The sequence below is a fragment of the Hymenobacter sp. DG25A genome (assembly GCF_001280305.1).
GTDB lineage: Bacteria > Bacteroidota > Bacteroidia > Cytophagales > Hymenobacteraceae > Hymenobacter.
Genome location: NZ_CP012623.1, coordinates 3,609,595 through 3,628,877, shown reverse-complemented (window position 1 = coordinate 3,628,877; position 19,283 = coordinate 3,609,595). Strand labels below are relative to the sequence as shown.

Genomic DNA, 19,283 nt, shown 5'->3' with positions numbered 1-19,283 from the left:
GATTTCCCTAAGGAATTCAGCGCGGGGCGTTTTGTTTGTAGCGTCAGGGCTTTTCTAGAGCTGGCTTTGCACGTCGCTCAGGCGGATGCCCATGTGCGAGGCATCGTAGCGGCACTCGCCCTGCTTGATGAGCAGCAACTGGGGCGACTCATGGCGCACGCCAAACTTCTCGGCAATTTCATTGGAGATAGGGCGGAAGCGCAGTAAATCCAAGTAGTACATTTTTACATTCGACAGACCGGCATCGGCCCACTGGCGCTCCAGGCGGCTTTTGGCGGCGGCACTAATGGAGCAGCTAGTGCTGTGCTTGAAAATAAGAACAGTCTGCTCTTCTGATTCGCGAACGATATCGACCAGCTGTTCTGGTTGGGTTAGTTGAATCCAGGAATTCATGGAGTGGTGGTAGACTTCTTCAAAGGTTTCTTCGGTATTCGCAGCCAGTGCTGGGGCAGCATGGCCGACATGGGCACGCTTACGCGCGGAATCCCTTCGTGGTCGAACTTATATTTCTCCCGGCCATCGTTTGGCCGGGCTTTCTGGTTGCCGCTGTTCCCGTCTCTAAACGTTTCCCGCGTCACGGCCAGATGCGAGTCCTGGTAGGGCGTTTGGATCCGGCGGGCGTCCCGGAGAGCTTTCCGGTTTTCGGCTCGTTGCTGCGCCGGGCTGGAATAGCTGGTTTGGGCGCAGGCCGGAGCCATCGTAAGCCAGCTGGTCAGAGCCAGCAACACCCCTGCGGTGAAAAACGTGCGAAAAGCCATGGTGGTAGAGAATACGAAATAGCAGAACGTAAAATCCGGGAGAGGCCTGCGAGGTATACGTAGATGGCCAACCGACCGGGCAATGAATTGGTTTAGAAAACGATACCCATAAACTTGCGCTGCCCCACTTTGTGCTTCAGCTTGCGGCGCTCATACTTTTTTTGCTTCAAGAGGCCCTGCTTGTCAAAGCTCTTTTTGGGCGTTTTGAGCTCTGCCACGGCCGCCGACATACCCGTGCCGTTTTTGCCAGCCTTTCCCAGCTTTACCTTGGGCTGCGGCGGCCCCTTGGGGCTGGGAATACGGTAGCGGTGGCAGCCCGTGCCCAGCATTAGCGCGCACGCCAGCACCAGCAAACTCAAGAACTGACCAACCTTAAGAGAAGAGAAAAACTGCATGGGGGCTACTATCCGGGCAAAATCAATTGGTAAGATACGCAAGTAGCGCGAAGCGCCGGCTTCGCGCACGAGCAGAGCGAGTTCTAACGTATGCAGACGCCTGCTACTCGCTGCGCTCGTGCGCGAAGCCGGCGCTTCGCGCTACACTTGTTGGCGCTACGCTTTAATAGTTGCGGAGCTTCTCTACCGTTTCGCGCAGACGCTGCTGGGGCAGGAACTGCTTTTCCAGGGGCGGCGCAAACGGAATGGCGGTATCCAGGGAAGCCACGCGCTGCACGGGTGCGTCCAGGCTCTCGAAGCAGTGCTCGGCAATCCAGGCGGCCAGTTCTCCCCCGATGCCGCCCGTGAGCGTGTCTTCGTGCAGGATAATGACGCGGCCGTTTTTCTCCACCGTCTGGCGCACGGCTTCCTCGTCCCAGGGCAACAAAGTGCGCAGGTCCAGAATGTCGCAATCCAGGTTCAGCTCGGCGGCCAGCGCGGTGGCCCAGTGCACGCCCATGCCGTAGGTAATGATGCTGAGCTCCTCACCCTCCCGGATCAGGGCGGCTTTGCCAATGGGCGTGGTATAATAGCCATCGGGCACGGGGCCGCTGATGCTGCGGTAGAGCATTTTGTGCTCGAAGTACATCACCGGGTTGGGGTCTTCGATGGCCGCGCACAGCAGGCCTTTGGCATCGTGCGGGTTGCTGGGGTACACCACTTTCAGGCCGGGCGTGTGGGTAAACCACGCCTCGTTGCTCTGGGAGTGAAACGGACCGGCTGCCGAGCCGGCGCCAGTGGGCATGCGCACCACCACATCGGCGTTCTGGCCCCAGCGGTAATGGCTCTTGGCCAGGTTATTCACAATCTGGTTGAAGCCGCAGGTCACGAAATCAGCAAACTGCATTTCCACCATGGCCTTCTTGCCCTTGATGCTCAGACCCAGACCGGCTCCCACAATAGCCGACTCGCAGAGGGGCGTGTTGCGCACCCGCTCCTTGCCAAACTGGGCTACAAAGCCTTCCGTTACTTTAAATACGCCGCCATAGTCAGCAATATCCTGGCCCATCAGCACCAGCTCGGGATACTCCTCCATGCTCTGACGCAGGCCATCGGAAATGGCATCCACAAAGCGCTTGTCGGTAGCGGGCGCATCGGCGGCAGGGGCGCGGTCGGGGGCCGCGAAGGGGCGGTACATATCCGCAATTTCTTCCTGCAGGCTGGCCGTAGGCATGGGCACGGCATCGGCCACGCGCAGGCCTTCTTCAATTTCGGCTTTGATTTTTTCGCGGAACTGGTGGCGGGCGGTTTCGCTCAGAATACCCTGCTCCATCAGCCAGTTTTCATAGTTCTGCACCGGGTCTTTCTGGGCCCACTCCTCAAACAGCTCCTGCGGCACGTACTTGGTGCCAGAGGCTTCCTCGTGGCCGCGCATACGGAAGGTAAGCGCCTCCAGCAGCACGGGGCGCGGGTTCTGGCGCAGGTCCTCGGCCAGGCGGCGCACGGTATCATACACTTCCAGCACGTTGTTGCCATCTACCTGCACGGCCTCCATGCCGTAGGCGGGGCCTTTATCAATGAAATAGCGGAAGCGGAACTGCTCGCGGCTGGGGGTGCTCAGGCCGTAGCCGTTGTTTTCAATGATGAAGATGACGGGCAGCTGCCACACGGCGGCCACGTTCAGGGCCTCGTGGAAATCCCCTTCCGAAGCACCACCGTCGCCACTGTAGGTAACGGTGATTTTATTGCGGCGGTCCAGCAGATCTGCTAGGGCAATGCCGCCGGCCACGGCCAGCTGCGGGCCGAGGTGGGAAATCATGCCCACAATGTGGTGCTCGTTGGTGCCGAAGTGGAAGCTCCGGTCGCGGCCTTTGGTGTAGCCGGTAGTTTTGCCCTGCCACTGCGCAAAGAGGCGGTCTAGCGGCACGTTGCGGCCGGTGAACACGCCCAGGTTGCGGTGCAGGGGCAGGATGTACTCATCCTCGTCCAGCGCCAGGGTGCTGCCCACCGAAATGGCTTCCTGCCCGATGCCCGAAAACCACTTGCTCACTTTGCCCTGCCGCAGCAGAATGAGCATTTTTTCTTCAATCATCCGTGGTTTCAGCAGGCCCTGGTACAGGTGGAGAAGCTGGTCGTTGGAGTAGTCCTTACGGTCGAAGTTCATGGAAAGCAGGCGGGTGGGAAGATGATGGCGCCAAAAGTACGGGTTTGGGTCGGAAGGAAAATTATCTATAGAGCTTTCTGAAATATGGGGGTGGGCAGCTTCTATCTTCGGCGCTGATTTCTTCCCTATATATTTTCTATGCCCCAACTATTACCGCTTATCTCGCTGCTTTTTATTGCCCCAGTAGCTCTTGCCCAACAGGTAGATTCGCTGGTTTTCCCTCCGGCAATTAAACCCGGACGCATTATTACAGCTAACGCCGCCCTCCCCGATACGGCGGCTGGGCATTCGCTTATTCCGGGCACACCCTTCCAAGAGCAGCTGCGCCAAGTGGCCGGCGTGCAGGTAACTCCCTACTCCGGCGCTCCTGGCGCCCCGGCTGTGGTGCGCATTCGGGGAGCAGCCAGTATGGGCCGTAACGTGCAGCCCCTGTATGTGCTGGATGGACTCCCGGTGTGGCAGCACCACACCCAGATATGGCAGGATCAGAACCCGGATACGCCCCCCTACTCCTACGAGCTAAACCCCACGCTGACCCTTGCTCCGGAGGATATCCTGTCGCTGGAAATACTAAAAGGGGCGTATGAAACCGCCGAATACGGCGCGCAGGGCATGAACGGCGTTATCCGCATTACCACCCGCAATGGGCAGAACGGCAAGCCGCGACTTACCTACAACGGCTACGGTGGGGTGCAACAGGCTCGTTTCCGCTACAATCTGCTGAACGCCCCCGAGTATGCCGGCCTGGTAAATGAGGCTGCCGCCAACTTCGGCGGCGACCCCAAATACACTCCCGAACAGATAGCCGCCTTTGGGCAGGGCACGGATTGGCAACGAGAGTTGCTGCGCACGGCCGGTGTGCACCACCAGCAGGTAGCGTTACAGGGCGGCAAGGGCCGTACCGTGTACTACACCAGCGCCGCCTATGGGCAGCAACAGGGCATTCTGCAAAACTCCCGCCTGCGCTCGTTCAACCTGCGGGCCACTGTCGAGCACCAGTTCACGCCTAAGCTTATGCTGCGCGGCACACTCTCTACCAGCGAGCAGCAGGCCCGCCTGCTAGCCGATAACTTGACAACCAGTATGGTACTGGCTGTGCCCACCCAACCGGCCCGCACTGTCACTGGCGAGCTGGCGGAACCCGAACTCAACTTTAATAATCCGTTGCGCGAAGCTCTGCTTACCTACCGCACGCCCCGCCAGCGCTACCTGCTGGGCCAGTTGCACCTGCGCTATACCGTGCTGCCATTCCTCACGCTGGAAATGCGCGGCAGCGAGGAGCACATCAACCAAAAAATGACGGGCTACCAGGCATCCTGGTACAGCCAGCCAGCCGGCCGGGTGCTGGAGCAGGAGGCCGAATACCGGCAATGGACGGTGCTGCCGGCCATGCGCTTCCATCACACCTTCGGCCGCCACCAGGTGCAAGTAGGCGTGGCCGCGCAGCGCCAGAGCCAGCAACAGGACCAAGCCCGCCAGCAGTATCGAGGGGAGGAAAAACTGCTCAACTACTACGGGAGCCATATGCCATACCGCCTAACGGCTTACCATCTCACTGGCTCTTATCAATGGAAAGAACGCTACGAAGCCAACCTGAGCCTGCGCCGCGACGCCATGCTTCTCCCATTCGGGGGTAAGAACTTACAGTATCTACCAGCTGCCCAGGTAAAATGGCACGCCGGCCGCGAAGCCTGGCTACAGCAACTGCCCCTGCTGAGCACACTAGAGGCCTGGGCCGGGTGGGGCCATACTTCCAACGCCGGTCAATTTGCCACCGGTGCCTATCTCATGCAGGCTGTGCCAGGGTCTGGGGGCTTCAGTTACCGGTATTTGCCGCTTGATGAGCTTACTCGGCAACAGGAGGTGGGCCTTACGATGGGTCTGTGGCAGGACCGCCTCACACTCAGCTCCACAGCCTACCACCGGAATACCCGCGTGCTGGGCCGCCCAGAAATTATTTTTGGTAACATGCCAACCCCGGCAACGCCCACCTACGGCCAGCTTCGCAACCGGGGCCTAGAGCTGACGGCCACCGGCCAGTGGCAGGCAGGCCGCCTGCGAGGCATTACCTCGCTATCCGCTGCCTTCAACCAGAACCGCTTCCAGGCCGATGAATTGGAGAATTACCGCTCCAACCAGAATCAGCAAATCCGCGACGGCCATCCTCTATCCACTTTCTACACTCTGCAGTACACTGGCCCGGATACCAACGGACTACCCCGCTACGTGGACGTGAATCAGGATGGCCGCTTTAATTACGAGGATGGCCAAGACCTTGGTAGTGGCTTGCCGCACCAACTCCTCTCTATGGGCCAAAACCTGCAGGTAGGGCGCTTCCGTCTGCAGGCACAGCTCGATGGCATGTTCGGCTATCAGCAGCAAACCTCGTATCTGTACCTACTGAACTCCGCTAATACTTATACCAACAGCACCCGTAACACTCTCAATTACTGGACTCCCGAAAACCCTACCGCCACAGTACCCCGCTTAGGAGCCTTCCCGAGGATGGACAGTGACTTCACACTGCAATCGGGCAACCATGTGCGGCTCACCAGCCTGACGGCACACTACAAGCTTTGGGAAAAAGACAGTCGCAGCCTCACGCTTTGGGCTGGTGGCCACAACCTGCTGGTACTGTCTAAATACCGTGGCTTTGACCCCAACGTGAGCAGCGCCGGTGCCGATAGCCAGCAGGCTGGCCTCGATAACGGCGCTTACCCCACCGCCCGCACTTTCCTTCTGGGTGTGCAGGCCACGTTATAAACCTCTCGGCTGGGAATTGCCGTACATCTTCCGAACTTGCCCTTCCGGCCGCCCATCAGTAGAAAACTTCTGATTCGGGCGGCCGGTTGAGTAAACCTACGCTCTGGCTCACCTGCTGCCTCACCCTCCTATGATTCATTTCGAAGAATTCACCCTCGATAACGGCCTGCGCTGCATTGTACACGAAGACCACAGCACGCCCATGGCGGTGCTTAATATTCTCTATAATGTAGGCTCGCGCGACGAAGACCCGGCCCACACGGGCTTTGCGCACTTGTTTGAGCACCTGATGTTCTCGGGCTCGGTGAATATCCCCAGCTACGACGAGCCCCTGCAGCTGGTGGGCGGCGAGAACAATGCCTTCACCTCCCCCGATATCACTAACTATTACCTCACGCTGCCCGCCGCCAACATTGAAACCGGTTTTTGGCTGGAATCTGACCGAATGCTAAGCCTGGCCTTCTCCGAAAACGGGCTGGAAGTGCAGCGCAAGGTAGTGGTGGAAGAGTTCAAGCAGAATTACCTCAACCAGCCCTACGGCGACGTGTGGCTGAAGCTGCGCCCCCTCGCCTACCAGGTGCACCCCTACAACTGGGCCACTATTGGCAAGGAAATCAGCCATATAGAAGAAGCCACCATGCAGCAGGTGCGCAACTTCTTTACCAAGCACTACTCGCCCGCCAACGCCATTCTGGTGGTAGCCGGGGCCGTTACCCGGGCCGAGGCCCAGCGCCTGGCTGAAAAATGGTTTGGCCCCATTCCGGGCGGCACCCGCTACGAGCGCAACCTGCCCCAGGAGCCGCGCCAGACCCAGGCCCGCACACTGGATGTAACCGCCGATGTGCCTCTGAACGCCTTCTACAAAGTGTACCACATGCCCGCCCGCACCGATGACGCTTATTACACCGTCGATTTGCTGAGCGACGTGCTGGGCCGGGGCAAATCCTCCCGCCTGTATCAGCAGCTGGTGAAGGACGAGCCGTTGTTTAACTCTATTTCTGCCTCCGTTACGGGCTCCCTGGAGCCCGGGCTGGTGGTGGTTAGCGGCCGCCTGAACGCCGGGGTTTCGCTGGAGCAGGCCGAGGCCGCCGTAGAAAAGGTAGTAGCCGAGCTGCGCACCACCCCGGTAGGCAGCGAAGAGCTGGAGAAAGTAAAAAATCAGGCCGAAGCCAGTATTGTATTCGGAGAAATTGAGCTCCTGAACCGGGCCATGAACCTGGCCTACTGCAAGCTGATGGGCAATGCCGATTTAATCAACCAGGAAAGTGCCCAGATTCAGGCCGTAACGCCCGAGGCAATTTTGGCCGCAGCACAGGAAGTATTGCGTCCCGAAAACAGCAGCACCCTCCGTTACCACTCCCAGGACAGCGTAGCCGCTACTTCCGATTCGGAAGAGGTCAGCGCATCGGTTTAAGAAGAGGAATACAGCCGCCGTATCAGCGCTTTTTAGGGGATTTCCGGGGCGTAGTGGTCGGACGTTTAACGGCGGGGGCACTTCCGGCTTTGGAGGATAAGCTGGAAGCGCCGGAAACGGGTTTGGCGGGCTTCTTTTTCAGCGGGCGGCCCATATAATCCGTGGTGGGCGGGCTGGGCATATTCAGCCGCATACCGGGGGCCAGCTGCAGGTGTTCTTCACCACGGCGTTTAGAAGCATCGTGGCGGGAGTACGCACCGGCCCGGGGTTTTGGGTGCGTGCTGCTACTGCGGTGATAGGCAGGTTTGGTAGCCTTCCGGGTCTGGGCCAGCCCAGACGGTGCAGTCAGCAACATAAACGCTGCTGGCAGGAATAGTAGGTTGCTGAGTTTCATCTGCGTGAAGGGTATAGGTGAAATATATAAGCCGATTTAAGCAGTGGGCAACAATTTTCTGTATTTTAACAGGATTTAATAGAGTAAATACCAGCAAATAGCAAGCCAATAGACTGTAAAACAAGAATGCCCAAATCATAAGATTTGGGCATTCTTTATAAAAGAATCTTAGTGCTTACCATCCGCCGGAATCCCAGCCGGAAGTAGTCTTCTTCTTTTTGGGCGCTGGCGCCGGGGCTTTTTTAGCGGGAGCCGCGGCGGGCTTCTTAGCGGTAGTGGAAGTACTGGTAGGAGCCATAGCTTTTACGGCGGGCTCCGTTGTTTCTACACTCTGACCACCCAGAGCATCACCAGCCTGCGAATTCGCATCAGAGGAAACAGCGGGGGCTGCTTCCGGAGCAGGTGCTGCCGGCGCCGGAACACCCCAGGGCTCGGCTACTTTACGCCGTACATACCGGGGAATGGGGCGCCCGCGGTAGTCGGTGGTTACCCGGGCGGCGGGGGCGGCGGTAAACCCAGGGGCCACCTGCATGCCGTCGATATCACTGGTGGTGGGGGTAGCGGCTCCAAAACCATCGGAGGCAGGTGGGGTGGTGGCGGGCGCCGGCGTGGTAGTAGCCGGCGTGGCAGGCGCGGGGGTTGCGGTTTGCTGCGCCAGGGCAACGGAGCTACTTACGGTAGTTGCTGCCAACAGCCAGAAGAAAACAGATTTTTGCATGGCAAATATGAGGTTCTACGAGTGAGAGTCTGGGGTGAAAAGCGGACGGGTAAACTACAAAAAAAGTGAAGTTATTTATTATATTAATTATATAATTTATCAAGTTAATTATATTTTTATATCAGCCCGATATGATGCAATACGCTTTTGCGTAAGGAAAGACCATCAAAAAGTGTGTGCCTGCGGTTTGCAGGGAGCGTGTACCTTTGTAACACTATGCAGGAGAATATCACGCGGCTGCAGACCGCCATTGAAGCCTACGACCTTACAACCCCGGAACAGCTGGAGCAGTTCCGCATTGCTTTCACGGGTCGTAAAGGACAACTGGCTGATTTATTTGATCAGCTGAAAACCGTACCCCAGGAAGACCGTCGGGCTGTGGGTCAGCAGCTTAACCAGCTCAAGCAGCTGGCGCAGGCCCGCTTTGAGGAGCGCCAGCAGCAGCTGGAGGCCGCCACCAGCAACGCCCCCGCCGACCCTACCTTCGACTACACCCTGCCCACCGTACCCAATGCCCTGGGTACCCGCCACCCGCTGAGCCTGGTGCGTGAAGAAATTACGCGCATTCTGGCCCGCATTGGCTTTAACGTGGCCGAGGGTCCGGAAATTGAGGATGACTGGCACAACTTTACGGCCCTGAACTTCCCCGAAAACCATCCGGCCCGGGATATGCAGGACACGTTCTTTGTACACCGCACCCCCGGCGAGCAGGAATGGGTGCTGCGCACGCACACCAGCCCGGTGCAGGTGCGCGTGATGAAGGCCCAGCAGCCGCCCATCCGCAGCATTATGCCCGGCCGCGTGTACCGCAATGAGGCCATTTCGGCCCGCGCCCACATGATGTTCCATCAGGTGGAGGCACTGTTCGTGGATGAAAACGTGAGCTTCGCCGACCTCAAGCAGACCGTGTACTACTTTGTGCAGGAGCTGTTCGGGGCCGATGTGCAGGTGCGCTTCCGCCCTTCCTTCTTCCCCTTCACCGAGCCCAGCGCGGAAATAGACATCACCTGCCTGATTTGCAAAGGCAAGGGCTGCAACATCTGCAAGCAAACGGGCTGGGTAGAAATTGGCGGCTGCGGCATGGTAGACCCCGCCGTGCTGGAGCAGTCCGGCATCGACCCGGAGCGCTACTCCGGCTACGCCTGGGGCATGGGTATTGAGCGCATTGCCATGCTTAAGTATCAGATCAAAGACCTGCGCCTGTTCACGGAAAACGACATGCGTTTCCTGCGTCAGTTTGAGGGCGTGCAATAAACCGGCTGGTTCCCTGTTCTTTTGAAATAACGTCTGCTTCTATGTCCGATTCATCTGCCCAGCCACTCAGCCCCACCGATCAGCAGCCCGGCATCAGCACCATTGCTATTGTTGGCGCGGGCACCATGGGGCTGGGCATTGCGCAGGTATGCGTGCAGCACGGCTTTCCCACCATCCTCTTCGATATTAATGAGGGGGTATTAACGAAAGCCCAGCGGAGCATTGCAGCCGGCCTGAGCAAGCTGGTGGAGAAAGGCAAGCTGACTGCCGACGAGCGGGAAGCCGCCCTGGCCCGCCTGCGCCCCACCACCGACCTTTCCACCGTGCAGGCCGACCTGATTGTGGAAGCCGTGGTGGAGAAGCTCAGCGTGAAGCACCAGCTGTTTCAGGAGCTGGCGGCGCTCAACGGCCCATCCACCATTCTGGCGTCCAATACCTCGTCGTTGCCTATCACGCGGCTGGCCGCACCCATTCAGCACCCTGAGCGGGTGGTGGGCATGCACTTCTTCAACCCGGCGCCGCTCATGCCGCTGGTGGAGGTTATCAGCGGGGTGGCCACGGCTCCGGCCATAGCCGATGCCGTGTTTGCCTTGGCAGAGAAACTGAGCAAAAAGCCCGTGCGGGCGGCCGATGCGCCCGGCTTCATTGTAAACCGGGTGGCCCGTCATTTCTACGTAGAGGGCCTCAAGATTGTGGAAGAGCAGGTTGCGCCTTTTCAGGTGGTGGATGAGCTGATGGAAGCCACCGGTTTCCGCATGGGCCCTTTCCGTCTGATGGACCTGATTGGCGTAGATACTAACTTCTCCGTTACCTCCGCCATGTTTGAAGCCTTCCACTTCGATCCTAAATTCCGACCCAGCCGTATTCAGCAGCAGAAAGTAGATGCCGGCCAGCACGGTCGCAAAACCGGCCGAGGATTTTATGACTACTCCTGATTTTCGCCTTTTCAAGCGTTTTGCCTGCCTGCTGAGTGGGGCGCTGCTGCTGGCTGCCTGCGGCTCTAATGGCTCCGAAGCCGAGCCCCAGATTCCCCTGGCCGTAGTCAATGAGGTTATCAACCTGACCAACCAGGAGTACCAGCAGCTGCGCTTTGACCGCGGGGCCGTAGAGCACGATGGTGGCGTGCGAGGGCTGATTATCGTTCGGCAGAATGCCAGTACCTACCTGGCGTTTGAGCGCAACTGCCCCTATCGCCCCTTCGACTCCTGCGCCCGGGTGGAAATTGATTCCTCCCGCCTGTTTTTGGTAGATAAGTGCTGCGGCTCCCAGTTTGGGCTCGATGGCCAGTTGCAGGCGGGACCCGGTGCCCGTCCGCTCCGGCAATACAACACGGCCTTGTCCGGCAATCTGCTGACAATCACGAATTAGGCGGTTTTTGAAAATATTTTTCAGGCAAAAGCTTGTAGAAACCCGCATTCTGCCCTAATATTGCACCCGCAACGATAGATAATCGTCGCCATAACCGCTTCCTTAGCTCAGCCGGTTAGAGCATCTGACTGTTAATCAGAGGGTCCCTGGTTCGAGCCCAGGAGGGAGCGCCACCACAAAACCCCTCGTTCGCCCCCGCGACGAGGGGTTTTGTGCGTTCAGGCCCTTAGCATAGGTCAACTTTTTCGGGAATAAGGCAGTATCAGGCAGTATAGGGCGGCCCAAGGGGGCCGCTGCTCTCTCACTCTCTCCCGCAACTCCTATGAAACTGTATCGTCCTTTTCTGGCCATGTGCCTGGTGCTGCTCACCTTTTCGCTGAGCAGCTGCGAAGTAGTTGGCGACATCTTTAAAGCCGGTGCCTGGACGGGCATTATCGGCGTGGTGCTGGTAGTGCTGCTGATCTGGTGGATTATCGGCCGCGTACGTCGCTAGTCTTTACGTATAGCATATTATAGAAAAAGGGAGCCTTCGGGCTCCCTTTTTGTGCTTTACGGAACGGCAGGCGCTGCTATGCTTTGCGCTGCTTGGGCATGGTGCCAATAATGTGGTCCCACAGCGTGGTGCTCACGCCAAAGGCAATTTCATCTTGCTTGTAGTGGTGCTGAGCGTGGTGATGCCACCAGAACTTGAGGAAGTTCTTTGGCGGGGCATACATATGGATGGCGTAATGCACAAACAGGTACAGCGCGTAGCCAAACACAAAACCCGCCAGCAACCCAAACCCGGCGTTGCCGAACACGAACCGGAAGATGAAGAACAGTAGCGAGGCTACGAACACCGTCAGGATAGGCGGCATGGCCAGGCGGGTCTTATCTTTCGGATACTCGTGGTGCACGCCGTGCATGGTGTACTGAAACTTGGCCTTGCCGGGCGTATTGGTGTCCATGTGGTACACGAAGCGGTGCATCAGATACTCCACGAACGTGAACAGGAACCAGCCCGCCATAAACAGGCCCATGGCGCTCAGGCCCGACAGCAGGCCCTCGCTCAGGCCATAGTAGAGGCTGACAGCCGCTACGGCAAAGAAGATGCTGAGCGGCGCCGCAATGTGCGTGTGCGTGAGGCGCTCCAGCGTAGGGTTTTCGAATAAACGGGCCGATCCTTTGTGCTTGGGCTTAATGGCATCGGGCGTTTTCACCGGCGTCGTTTGGGCTTCGGCAGCAGAAGAGGAATTGTTCATAGTAAACGGTTAGCTCAGATTCAATAGGCAAAAGTACGCATCAACCCGCAGAACGGCATCCATTTTGGCCATAACCCTTAACTGGTAGTCAGAAAACGGGAAACTAAGTGGCTGACGGCCTCCGGTGTACAGCCGGAACCCGTGCAGCGCAGAGGCGCACGTTCATAAAACTGCTCCCGACGGCTCAGTGTTTCGAGAAGTTGCTGCTGCAGGGCAGTGGCATCGGGTAAATGCGAGAGCAAAGGTCGGGCCGCCATTTCGGAGAGCAGCCGCCGCGCCAGCTCTTCGACCGGCACGTGCAGGTAAAGCGGGAGGCCTTCCTGCAGGAGCACTTCCATATTGTTATGAAAGCAGGGCGTGCCGCCCCCCGTGGCCAGCACCAGTCGCGGATGCTGCTGCACCACTTCCCGCAGCACGGCCGCTTCGCGCTGGCGGAAATAAGCCTCCCCCTCGGCCCCGAATATGTCCGGGATGCTGCGCTGCTCCTGCCGGACAATTTCCTCATCCAGATCCAGAAAAGGCAGCTCGTACAGAGTAGCCAGCGCGCGCCCCAGCGTGGTTTTCCCGGCGCCCGGCATCCCAATCAGAAACAGACGCATAGGTGAAAACGGTTTTAGAGAACTACCAGTAGTGACGAGAAGCAGATTAACAAAAGCCAGACCAGCTGGCCCGCTACATTCAACCTAACGCTTACCCCAGTTTTACCCGCGGGTCGAGGACGGCATACAGGACATCTACCGCAATATTTACTACCACAAACAAGGCGGCAATAAAGATGGTGGAGCCCATGACCACGGGGAAGTCCAGGTTTTCTACGGCGCGTAGCGTGACGGTGCCCAGGCCTTTCCAGTTGAAGATATACTCAATGAAAAATGCCCCGGCCATGAGGGAGGCCAGCCAGCCGGACACCGCCGTAACGACGGGGTTCAGGGCATTTTTCAGCGCGTGGCCCATCACGGTTCGGTAGCTGGAAAGCCCCTTGGCCCGCGCCGTGCGGATGTAATCCTGACTCAGCACATCCAGCATGGAGCTGCGCGTGAGTTGGGTGATAACCGCCAGCGGCCGGATGCCCAGCGCGAAGGCCGGCAGCAGCAGGTTGCGCAGCACCAGGTGGCGGCCCGTGAAGGGGTCTGTTTCGAATAGCTGCCCGGTCAGGTTCAGGCCCGTCCAGCGGCTCCAGTAAAAGCCGAACGTCATGGCAATGAGAATAGCGGCCACAAATGAAGGAACTGAAATTCCCAGCACCGACGTGGTAATCAGCGTGCGGTCAATCCAGGAATGGGGGCGCAGGGCGGCCAGCACGCCAAACAGAATGCCCAGTACCGCCGCCAGCAGCATGGCGGCCAGCGCCAGCCACATAGTGCCGGTAAAGTGGTCCAGCAAAATCAGCAGTACCTCTTTGTTGCTTTGAAAGGAGCGGCGCAGGTAGGGCTTTTTCAGTACCACGGCCTGCTCGCCCAGCGGCACCAGCGTAACGCCGCCGTACTTGGCTACGCCCACGGAGTCACGGGGGTGCACGCCTACCGGCGACACATCATTGAGGTAGCCCAGCAATTGGGCCGGCAGGGGCTTGTCCAGGCCCAGGTCGGCGGCAATGGCCGCACGCGTGGCTTCATCCGAGCGTTGGCCGGCCAGCAGGGCTACCGGGTCGCCGGGCAGCACGTTAAACAGAAAGAATACCGTGAGAGCTACGCCGGCCAGTATCAGGAGGCCCTGCCCCAGACGGCTGAGAATAAACCAGATCATCTTGTTCAGTTGCCAGTTGCGGGTGGCCGGTTGTCAGTTGTCAGACACTCCTTGAGCGAATTGACGACTGACAACCGGCCACCCGCAACTGAATTATAGCAGCTCTTCCAGCTTTTCGCGGGTAGGAATATCGTGGTAATGAAACTTGCCTTTCACCACGCCATTTTCCAGCAGAATAATGCCGGGGTTGGAGCGAATCATGGATTTCAATACCGTGGCATCGGCGTAGTAGAAAGGTGCGGGCAGGTTTACCTCGTGGCGGAAGGCATCGTAGTCGGCGGGGTTGCTGCTGGTGAGCACCACCGTTTTGATGTCCCGCTTGGAAGAATCAGCGGCCAGAATCATGGTATTCATCTTGTCGAACCGGTCCCGGTCGGCGCTGTTCACATTCTGGATGATGAGCAGCAGCTTGTTGCCTTTCAGTATCTCCTGGGTATAGTCGCCTTCATCGTTCCACACCCGGAAGTCCGTGATTTTGGGGGCATCTTCGGGGTTCAGGGCCACCATCTGCTTGAATTTCCAGGTGGTATCCGTGGGGTACTCGTTGAACTCCTGCGTCTGGCCATTGCGCGCCATAATGTATTTGTAGCGCAAGGGGGCCGAGGACTGCATCAGCTTGCCAATGTTGTTGCCCACCTTGTAAGGCAGGAAATCGAAGTACGGCAGGTGGCCCAGCGCATACACGCCAATACCGGCCGCTACCGCGGCGGCAATGGTGATGTACATCACGCCCAGCGTACCTTTGGCAAATACCAGCCGCAGGTAGCGCTGTCCAAAGAATACCACCAGCCACAGGGCCAGCAGAATCATATCCTTGGTGAAGGAAGCCCAGGGCGTGAGTTTGATGAAGTCGCCGAAGCAGCCGCAGTCCGTTACCTTGTTGAAGGCCGCCGAGTAGAAGGTGAGAAAGCCAAAGAAGACCAGCAGGGCCAGCAGCGCCCACAGGGTTTTGCGCAGGTGCCAGCGCAGCAGCAGGGCCGCGCCCAGTACTACTTCCATGGTACTGAGAATAAGCGAGATGGTGCGGGCATGCGGATAAAACCACATGAAAAACTGCCCGAAATCCTGCGAAAACACCTCAAAGTATTCCTCCAGCTTCAGAGCCGTGCCCACCGGGTCATTCAGCTTCACCAGGCCGGAGAAAATAAACACCACTCCCAGCAACAACCAGCAAATGCGGGTAACTAACCTCATAAGAAAATCCGTGTACGTTCGTAGCCTTAAACTGTGTGGGCCGATTCTGGTTGGGGCGCAGCGGCCAGCCCGCGCTTAATAAGCGCAAAAACCGCGTAGTTGAGCATGTCCCGGTAGTTGGCCTCCACCCCTTCCGATACTTTGGTTTGCCCCGCCAGATCTTCAATCTGCTTGGTGCGGTGCAGCTTCATCAGAATGATATCGGTGATGCTTTCCACGCGCATGTGCCGCCAGGCCTCGCCGTAGTCGTGGTTTTTGGCGAAGAGTAGCTCCCGCGTGGTATTCACTTCCCGGTCATAGGCGGCGGTTACTTCCTCTACGGGCAGCTCCAGCGGCGCCTCCAGAGGCAGGTGTAGCTGCATAAGGGCAATGAGGCAGTAGTTGATGATGGCTACAAACTCCTCGTCGATGCCTTCGGCCACGCGCTGAGTGCCTTTCTCCTGAATGGAGCGGATGCGCTGCGCTTTGATGTAGATCTGATCGGTGATGGAGGGCAGGCGCATAATGCGCCAGGCCGTGCCATAGTCGTGGGACTTGGCCAGAAACAGCTTCCGGCAGTGCCCGATAACGGCGTCGTACTCGTGCTGGGTTTGGTTCTGCAAGATTTTCAGCCTAATTTGTTGGAATCTTGGGTATTTGGGGCCTTGGAAACCCGATTGCGCCCGCGGCCTCGTACCGCCCTGACGCAACCGTATGGAAGAAACCTGGTTTCTTTACCCCAAAACCTGGTTTTTGAGTACCTGAGCGCTTCCATTACTATGCTACCCCAGGCCGCGAAAGATACGTGTTTTTCGGTGAGGCAAACGCTGTGTTGCCCACGTGGCCGCGTGCTGGATTTGCGCCGCCCGCAGGTAATGGGTATCCTCAACCTCACGCCCGATTCCTTCTTTGCCGGCAGCCGCATAAGCGCCACCGATGACCTGCTGCGCCGCGCCGAAACCATGCTCGCGGCCGGGGCTGCCGTGCTGGACCTGGGCGGCTACTCCACCCGCCCAGGCGCCGCTGAGGTAAGCGAGGAGGAGGAAAAACGCCGGGTATTACCGGCTCTGCAGGCCCTGCGGCAGCGGTTTCCGGAGGCCTTTCTTTCCATTGATACTTTTCGGGCCAGCGTAGCCGCCGAAGCCGTAGCCGCCGGCGCCGACATTCTCAACGACATCAGCGCGGGCACCCTGGATGCCGATATGGTGGCCACGGTTGGCCGCCTGGGTGTGCCCTACGTGCTCATGCACATGCGCGGCACCCCGCAGGACATGGCCCAGCACACGCACTACACCGAGGACCTGGTGACGGAGCTGGTGCGCTTTTTCCGGGATAAGCTGGCGGCCCTGCGGGCTGCCGGCGTGGTAGACGTTATTCTGGATCCGGGTTTCGGGTTTGCCAAAACCTCGGCCCAAAACCACGAGCTGCTGCGCCGCATGGATGAGCTGCGCGTGCTGGGCCTGCCTATTCTGGCTGGGCTGTCGCGCAAATCCATGGTTTTTAAGCCGCTGGGACTCACCCCGGATGCAGCCCTTACCGGTACTGTAGCCGTCAATACCATAGCGCTACTCAACGGCGCCCGCCTCCTGCGCGTACATGACGTGGCCGAAGCTATGCAAACCATTCAGCTCGTATTCAACACATACTCAACTCCTTCCTCCCCGTGATTGGCTCCTTCACCATCGGCTTCCTGCGCATTGGCTGGCTGGACGTAGTGGACGTGCTGCTGGTTACGGCGCTGTTTTATCAGCTCTACAAGCTGCTGACCGGCAGCGTAGCGCTGAAGATTTTCCTGGGGCTGATGTCGATTTACCTGCTGTACCTGGTGGTGCGGGCCGCGGGCATGGAGCTGCTGACCACCATTCTGGGGCAGTTTATGAGCGTGGGCGTGCTGGCCAGCATTATCCTGTTTCAGCAGGAAATCCGGCGGTTTCTGCTCACCATTGGCAAGGCCACCACGCTGGAGCGCATGCGCGTGTTCTCCTGGCGGCGCGATTCTACCGCCGAGAAAATGAACATCATGCCCTTCATAGAAGCCGCTAAGAGCCTGGCCGGTAAGAATACCGGCGCGCTCATTGTGTTCAGCATGGGCTCTGATCTGAAGTTTTACGCCGACTCCGGTGACCTGATTGATGCCACCGTGAGCAAGCGCCTGCTGATGAGCATCTTCAACAAAACCAGCCCTCTGCACGACGGGGCCGTTATCATCGCCAACAACCGCATACAAGCGGCCCGCTGCATTCTGCCGGTAAGCGAAAACCCCGATGTGCCGGCCTCCCTGGGTTTGCGCCACCGCGCCGCCATTGGCCTTTCCGAGGTAACAGACAGCGTGGTGCTGGTGGTAAGCGAGGAAACCGGGCAGATTTCCCTGGTGCGCGCCGGCGAGGTGTACCGCAACCTGTCTACCTCCGACCTGCGGGCCCGCCTGAATGAAATGCTGTTCGATGCCGAGCCTAAAGCTTCCTCTCCCAAGAAGCTCTCCACCGAAGAAGTAGCCGCTTAATCTGGCTGTTAGCTGATGGCTGACAGCTCAGGTAGAGTTCATAAAAAAGGCCCGCCATCTGGCGGGCCTTTTTTATGAACTCTACCTGGCATTACGGGGTGTTGATAACCACCTGACCGGCTTCGGGCTGGGCGGCCGAACGGTCTTTCAGCGTGCCCAGTTCCTGGCCTACGGCTTTAAAGGCCGCAATGGCCTTGTCCAGATGCGCGCGGGTGTGGGCGGCGCTCATCTGCACCCGAATGCGGGCCTGTCCTTTGGCTACCACGGGGAAGTAGAAACCCACCACGTAAATGCCATGCTCCAGCATGCGGGCCGCAAACTCCTGGCTCAGCTTGGCATCATACAGCATCACGGGCACAATGGGGTGCTCACCGGGCTTGATGTCGAAGCCGGCTTTGGTCATTTCCTCGCGGAAGTATTTGGTGTTTTCCTCCAGCCGGTCGCGCAGCTCGGTGCTTTCCGTGAGCAGGTCCAGCACGCGGATGCTGGCACCCACAATGGCCGGGGCCAGGGTGTTGGAGAACAGGTAAGGACGGCTACGCTGGCGCAGCATGTCAATGATTTCCTTGCGGCCCGAAGTAAAGCCGCCCATGGCGCCGCCCAGGGCTTTGCCCAGCGTGCCGGTAATGATATCCACACGGCCCATCACGTTGCGGTACTCGTGGGTGCCGCGGCCGGTTTTGCCCAGGAAGCCCATGCTGTGGCACTCGTCAATCATCACCAGGGCCTCATACTTATCGGCCAAGTCGCAGATTTTGTCCAGCTGGGCAATGGTGCCGTCCATGGAGAACGAGCCGTCCGTAACGATGATACGGTGGCGGGTGCCTTTGGCCACGGCGTCCTGCAGCTGCGCCTCCAGATCGGCCATATCGTTGTGGACGTAGCGGTAGCGCTGGGCTTTGCACAGGCGCACGCCATCAATAATACTGGCGTGGTTCAGAGCATCGGAAATAATAGCGTCCTGCTCGTTGAACAAGGGCTCAAATACGCCGCCGTTGGCATCAAAAGCCGCTGCGTACAGAATGGTGTCTTCGGTACCCAGAAACTCAGCCAGCTTGGCTTCCAGCTCTTTGTGGATATCCTGAGTGCCGCAGATAAAGCGCACCGACGACATGCCGTAGCCATGAGTATCAATGGCTTCTTTGGCCGCCTTAATTACCTCCGGGTGCGAGGACAGGCCCAGGTAGTTATTGGCGCAGAAATTCAGCACTTCCCCCGCCTCTTCCGTCTCAATTTCGGCGCCCTGGGGCGAGGTAATGATGCGCTCCTTTTTGTAGAGGCCGGCATCTTTTATTTCCTGCAACTGCTGCTGCAGGTCGGGCTGGAGGGTGGTATACATGGGGGTGAGGTTGAAGGGTGAAGGGGAATTTCTAACCGTGGGATGAAGTGCAAAGGTATGAGTTTGTGTATCTG

20 protein-coding genes and 1 tRNA gene are annotated in these 19,283 nt (G+C 58.4%); 9 read left to right on the top strand and 12 right to left on the bottom strand.

Going from position 1 to position 19,283, the window contains the following annotated elements; translation table 11 throughout:
- Positions 1-54: 54 nt before the first annotated feature.
- From ytxJ to AM218_RS15545, 4 genes are all read right to left on the bottom strand, one after another.
- On the bottom strand, positions 55-393 hold the full coding sequence (gene ytxJ, locus AM218_RS15560; protein WP_054414912.1) for a bacillithiol system redox-active protein YtxJ: 339 nt from the start codon (positions 391-393) through the stop codon (positions 55-57).
- A complete protein-coding gene (locus tag AM218_RS15555; protein WP_054414910.1) occupies positions 390-758 on the bottom strand; it encodes a cupredoxin domain-containing protein in 369 nt (122 codons plus the stop codon). Before AM218_RS15555 ends, ytxJ begins: the two co-directional genes overlap by 4 nt.
- A 92-nt stretch (positions 759-850) precedes the next feature.
- On the bottom strand, positions 851-1,195 hold the full coding sequence (locus AM218_RS15550; protein ID WP_157547690.1) for a hypothetical protein: 345 nt from the start codon (positions 1,193-1,195) through the stop codon (positions 851-853).
- Between the two features lie 121 nt (positions 1,196-1,316).
- The gene (locus tag AM218_RS15545) at positions 1,317-3,296 is read right to left on the bottom strand and encodes an alpha-ketoacid dehydrogenase subunit alpha/beta (RefSeq protein WP_054414906.1); all 1,980 of its coding nucleotides are present in this window, start codon (positions 3,294-3,296) and stop codon (positions 1,317-1,319) included.
- 138 nt (positions 3,297-3,434) lie between these two features.
- Between AM218_RS15545 and AM218_RS15540 the strand changes: the two genes are divergently transcribed.
- A complete protein-coding gene (locus AM218_RS15540) occupies positions 3,435-6,059 on the top strand; it encodes a SusC/RagA family TonB-linked outer membrane protein (RefSeq protein ID WP_054414904.1) in 2,625 nt (874 codons plus the stop codon).
- A 130-nt stretch (positions 6,060-6,189) separates the two neighbouring features.
- The gene (locus AM218_RS15535) at positions 6,190-7,473 is read left to right on the top strand and encodes a M16 family metallopeptidase (protein ID WP_054414902.1); all 1,284 of its coding nucleotides are present in this window, start codon (positions 6,190-6,192) and stop codon (positions 7,471-7,473) included.
- A gap of 22 nt (positions 7,474-7,495) precedes the next feature.
- Here the strand turns inward: AM218_RS15535 and AM218_RS15530 are convergent, their stop codons facing one another.
- On the bottom strand, positions 7,496-7,828 hold the full coding sequence (locus tag AM218_RS15530) for a hypothetical protein (protein WP_054414900.1): 333 nt from the start codon (positions 7,826-7,828) through the stop codon (positions 7,496-7,498).
- Between the two features lie 214 nt (positions 7,829-8,042).
- Complete coding sequence (locus AM218_RS15525) at positions 8,043-8,585, bottom strand: hypothetical protein (RefSeq protein ID WP_054414897.1); 543 nt, start codon at positions 8,583-8,585, stop codon at positions 8,043-8,045.
- Between the two features lie 216 nt (positions 8,586-8,801).
- Here AM218_RS15525 and pheS point away from each other — a divergent pair, with 216 nt between their 5' ends.
- The 5 genes from pheS to AM218_RS16960 all read left to right on the top strand — a co-directional run bounded on the left by pheS (position 8,802) and on the right by AM218_RS16960 (position 11,700).
- A complete protein-coding gene (pheS, locus tag AM218_RS15520) occupies positions 8,802-9,839 on the top strand; it encodes a phenylalanine--tRNA ligase subunit alpha (RefSeq protein ID WP_054414896.1) in 1,038 nt (345 codons plus the stop codon).
- A gap of 41 nt (positions 9,840-9,880) precedes the next feature.
- Positions 9,881-10,774, top strand: a complete 894-nt coding sequence (locus AM218_RS15515; protein WP_054414893.1) for a 3-hydroxyacyl-CoA dehydrogenase NAD-binding domain-containing protein — start codon at positions 9,881-9,883, stop codon at positions 10,772-10,774.
- Positions 10,761-11,207: a Rieske (2Fe-2S) protein gene (locus tag AM218_RS15510; RefSeq protein ID WP_044515901.1), complete on the top strand. Its 447-nt coding sequence runs from the start codon at positions 10,761-10,763 to the stop codon at positions 11,205-11,207. Before AM218_RS15515 ends, AM218_RS15510 begins: the two co-directional genes overlap by 14 nt.
- A 96-nt stretch (positions 11,208-11,303) precedes the next feature.
- A tRNA-Asn gene (locus tag AM218_RS15505) sits at positions 11,304-11,380 on the top strand.
- Between the two features lie 149 nt (positions 11,381-11,529).
- Positions 11,530-11,700 (top strand): hypothetical protein, encoded by a 171-nt coding sequence (locus tag AM218_RS16960; RefSeq protein WP_183073145.1) that lies wholly within the window; start codon positions 11,530-11,532, stop codon positions 11,698-11,700.
- Positions 11,701-11,776: 76 nt separating this feature from the next.
- Here the strand turns inward: AM218_RS16960 and AM218_RS15500 are convergent, their stop codons facing one another.
- The 5 genes from AM218_RS15500 to AM218_RS15480 form a co-directional block, all read right to left on the bottom strand.
- Positions 11,777-12,448, bottom strand: coding sequence for a sterol desaturase family protein (locus AM218_RS15500; RefSeq protein WP_054414891.1), 672 nt, complete (start codon positions 12,446-12,448; stop codon positions 11,777-11,779).
- A 77-nt stretch (positions 12,449-12,525) separates the two neighbouring features.
- Entirely contained in the window at positions 12,526-13,047 is a 522-nt protein-coding gene (locus tag AM218_RS15495; RefSeq protein ID WP_054414889.1) for a shikimate kinase, read from the bottom strand.
- Positions 13,048-13,138: 91 nt separating this feature from the next.
- Complete coding sequence (locus AM218_RS15490; RefSeq protein WP_054414887.1) at positions 13,139-14,194, bottom strand: ABC transporter permease; 1,056 nt, start codon at positions 14,192-14,194, stop codon at positions 13,139-13,141.
- 93 nt (positions 14,195-14,287) lie between these two features.
- A complete protein-coding gene (locus AM218_RS15485; RefSeq protein WP_054414885.1) occupies positions 14,288-15,388 on the bottom strand; it encodes a BT_3928 family protein in 1,101 nt (366 codons plus the stop codon).
- Positions 15,389-15,414: 26 nt separating this feature from the next.
- Complete coding sequence (locus AM218_RS15480; RefSeq protein ID WP_054414882.1) at positions 15,415-15,990, bottom strand: DUF1599 domain-containing protein; 576 nt, start codon at positions 15,988-15,990, stop codon at positions 15,415-15,417.
- Between the two features lie 225 nt (positions 15,991-16,215).
- Between AM218_RS15480 and folP the strand changes: the two genes are divergently transcribed.
- Positions 16,216-17,034, top strand: coding sequence for a dihydropteroate synthase (folP, locus tag AM218_RS15475; protein WP_316937424.1), 819 nt, complete (start codon positions 16,216-16,218; stop codon positions 17,032-17,034).
- A complete protein-coding gene (gene cdaA, locus AM218_RS15470) occupies positions 17,031-17,870 on the top strand; it encodes a diadenylate cyclase CdaA (RefSeq protein WP_054414880.1) in 840 nt (279 codons plus the stop codon). Before folP ends, cdaA begins: the two co-directional genes overlap by 4 nt.
- 91 nt (positions 17,871-17,961) lie before the next feature.
- Here the strand turns inward: cdaA and kbl are convergent, their stop codons facing one another.
- Positions 17,962-19,209, bottom strand: a complete 1,248-nt coding sequence (kbl, locus tag AM218_RS15465) for a glycine C-acetyltransferase (protein WP_054414878.1) — start codon at positions 19,207-19,209, stop codon at positions 17,962-17,964.
- Between the last annotated feature and the right edge of the window lie 74 nt (positions 19,210-19,283).

Bases quoted from the DNA above. Each gene is read 5' to 3' on its own strand.
- ytxJ (WP_054414912.1), bottom strand. From the start codon at position 393: ATGAATTCCTGGATTCAACTAACCCAACCAGAACAGCTGGTCGATATC.
- AM218_RS15555 (WP_054414910.1), bottom strand. From the start codon at position 758: ATGGCTTTTCGCACGTTTTTCACCGCAGGGGTGTTGCTGGCTCTGACC.
- AM218_RS15545 (WP_054414906.1), bottom strand. From the start codon at position 3,296: ATGAACTTCGACCGTAAGGACTACTCCAACGACCAGCTTCTCCACCTG.
- AM218_RS15540 (WP_054414904.1), top strand. From the start codon at position 3,435: ATGCCCCAACTATTACCGCTTATCTCGCTGCTTTTTATTGCCCCAGTA.
- AM218_RS15535 (WP_054414902.1), top strand. From the start codon at position 6,190: ATGATTCATTTCGAAGAATTCACCCTCGATAACGGCCTGCGCTGCATT.
- AM218_RS15530 (WP_054414900.1), bottom strand. From the start codon at position 7,828: ATGTTGCTGACTGCACCGTCTGGGCTGGCCCAGACCCGGAAGGCTACC.
- AM218_RS15525 (WP_054414897.1), bottom strand. From the start codon at position 8,585: ATGCAAAAATCTGTTTTCTTCTGGCTGTTGGCAGCAACTACCGTAAGT.
- pheS (WP_054414896.1), top strand. From the start codon at position 8,802: ATGCAGGAGAATATCACGCGGCTGCAGACCGCCATTGAAGCCTACGAC.
- AM218_RS15515 (WP_054414893.1), top strand. From the start codon at position 9,881: ATGTCCGATTCATCTGCCCAGCCACTCAGCCCCACCGATCAGCAGCCC.
- AM218_RS15510 (WP_044515901.1), top strand. From the start codon at position 10,761: ATGACTACTCCTGATTTTCGCCTTTTCAAGCGTTTTGCCTGCCTGCTG.
- AM218_RS16960 (WP_183073145.1), top strand. From the start codon at position 11,530: ATGAAACTGTATCGTCCTTTTCTGGCCATGTGCCTGGTGCTGCTCACC.
- AM218_RS15500 (WP_054414891.1), bottom strand. From the start codon at position 12,448: ATGAACAATTCCTCTTCTGCTGCCGAAGCCCAAACGACGCCGGTGAAA.
- AM218_RS15495 (WP_054414889.1), bottom strand. From the start codon at position 13,047: ATGCGTCTGTTTCTGATTGGGATGCCGGGCGCCGGGAAAACCACGCTG.
- AM218_RS15490 (WP_054414887.1), bottom strand. From the start codon at position 14,194: ATGATCTGGTTTATTCTCAGCCGTCTGGGGCAGGGCCTCCTGATACTG.
- AM218_RS15485 (WP_054414885.1), bottom strand. From the start codon at position 15,388: ATGAGGTTAGTTACCCGCATTTGCTGGTTGTTGCTGGGAGTGGTGTTT.
- kbl (WP_054414878.1), bottom strand. From the start codon at position 19,209: ATGTATACCACCCTCCAGCCCGACCTGCAGCAGCAGTTGCAGGAAATA.